2 protein-coding genes are annotated in these 2,032 nt (G+C 52.9%); both read left to right on the top strand.

The features are described 5' to 3' along the window. Nucleotides 1–54 precede the first annotated feature (54 nt). Nucleotides 55–387 carry a T9SS type A sorting domain-containing protein gene (locus H6629_24055; GenBank protein MCB9070862.1) on the top strand — a complete coding sequence of 111 codons (333 nt, stop codon included), beginning with the start codon at nucleotides 55–57 and terminating at the stop codon, nucleotides 385–387. A gap of 24 nt (nucleotides 388–411) precedes the next feature. Beyond that, nucleotides 412–2,022, top strand: a complete 1,611-nt coding sequence (locus H6629_24050) for a methylcrotonoyl-CoA carboxylase (GenBank protein ID MCB9070861.1) — start codon at nucleotides 412–414, stop codon at nucleotides 2,020–2,022. Nucleotides 2,023–2,032: the final 10 nt, after the last annotated feature.

Below are 2,032 nucleotides of genomic sequence, written 5' to 3'. Positions count from 1 at the left end.
TATGGTTTGGACGTGGCATTGATAGCAGACGGCACAGTTTTTTTCGCAAATGGCATGGAAGGGTTACTGGCCTACACCTACTCCGGCTACGTCGGAATCGTAGATGAATATCCGGAAATTATTACAAAACACACGCTCGAACAAAACTACCCCAACCCGTTCAATCCCTCAACAAATATCCGGTTTGAATTACCGAATGCGGCAAACGTGCGGCTGAATGTTTACAATATTCGCGGTCAATTAGTAGCAGAATTGCTGAACGAACAGCGCCCTGCCGGAAAACATTCGGTTGTTTTTGATGCAGCAGATTTGCCTTCCGGTATTTATTTTTATAAAATTCAATCAGAAAATTTTACAAGAACGCATAAAATGGTTCTCATACGATAATCTCAAATACGAAAAATATAGTGCATGTATCGAATCGAATCCAAAATAGACACAAATAGCACGGATTTTAAATCCAACCGGGAGCACAATTTACAGCTTGTTTCGGAGTTGAAAAAGCGGATTACAACTGTGCAGCAGGGCGGTCCGCCGCACGCGCACAAAGCGCACGAAAAACGCGGCAAACTGTTTGTCCGCGATCGGCTGGCGCGATTGTTCGATCCGCAGTCCCCGTTTCTGGAATTTTCCTCGCTGGCGGCGCTGGATATGTACGACAACGATGCGCCCGGCGCCGGAATGGTGACCGGCGTTGGCGTTGTGCACGGTCGCGAGGTGCTGGTTGTCGCGCACGATGCCACCGTAAAAGGCGGCACATATTTCCCGATGACCATCAAAAAACATCTGCGGGCGCAGGAAATCGCCATGCAAAACCGCCTGCCCTGTGTCTATCTGGTCGATTCCGGCGGCATTTTTCTGCCGTATCAATCGGAGACATTCCCGGATCGCGAGCACTTCGGGCGGATATTTTTCAATCAGGCGCGCATGTCTGCCGAAGGCATTCCGCAGATTTCTGTGGTGTTGGGCAGCAGCACTGCCGGCGGTGCCTATCAACCGGCGATGAGTGATGAAGTGGTGATCGTTCGCAAACAAGGCTACATTTACATCGGCGGGCCACCGTTGGTGAAAGCGGCAACCGGCGAAGTTGTTTCCGACGAAGATTTGGGCGGTGCGGATGTGCATGCCCGCGTTTCCGGTGTTGCCGATCATTACGCGATGAATGAAGAACACGCGTTTGAAATCACCCGTAACCTGATGGAAAATCTCAACTTGCCGGATCAGCCCGCAAAGCTGGATATGCGCGAACCGGAAGACCCGTATTACGATCCCGAAGAACTCTACGGGATCATTCCCAAAGATGTGCGCAAACCCTACGACGCCCGCGAAATCATCGCGAGGATGGTGGATGGCAGCCGTTTTCAGGAATTTAAAGCGCTTTACGGTCCGACGCTGGTGTGCGGATTTGCCCGGATGTTGGGCTATCCCGTCGGCATCATCGCCAACAACGGCGTGCTGTTCAGCGAAAGTTCCGTGAAGGGCGCGCACTTCATCAATTTGTGCACCCAGCGCAAAATTCCGCTGCTGTTTTTGCAGAACATCACCGGATTTATCGTTGGGAAAGAATACGAACACGGCGGCATCGCCCGCAACGGCGCCAAACTGGTGCATGCAGTTGCCAACGCGCAGGTGCCCAAATTTACGGTGATTGTCGGCGGTTCGTATGGCGCGGGCAATTACGGCATGTGCGGTCGCGGCTACGATCCGCGATTGCTGTGGATGTGGCCAAACGGGCGCATCAGCGTGATGGGCGGCGAACAGGCCGCAGATGTGTTGGCAACCGTCAAAAAACGCTCGCTGGAAAAGCAGGGCAAATCGGTTTCGGCAGAGGAATTTGCCGAATATCGCGCGGAAATTTTGGCGCAGTACGAAGCCGAAGCCAGCCCCTATTACAGCACAGCCCGCATTTGGGACGATGGCATTATCGATCCCGCCAAAACCCGCGAGGCGTTGGCGCTGGGCATCGCGATGTCGCTGAACGCACCGATTCCCGATCAAAAATTCGGCGTTTTCCGCATGTAAGGAAAGCAAG

This window comes from Calditrichia bacterium (assembly GCA_020634975.1).
GTDB lineage: Bacteria > Calditrichota > Calditrichia > RBG-13-44-9 > J075 > JACKAQ01.
Note: the sequence above shows the minus strand (reverse complement) of the source record. Positions and strands in the feature narration are given on the sequence as shown.

Bases quoted from the DNA above. Each gene is read 5' to 3' on its own strand.
- H6629_24055 (MCB9070862.1), top strand. From the start codon at position 55: ATGGAAGGGTTACTGGCCTACACCTACTCCGGCTACGTCGGAATCGTA.
- H6629_24050 (MCB9070861.1), top strand. From the start codon at position 412: ATGTATCGAATCGAATCCAAAATAGACACAAATAGCACGGATTTTAAA.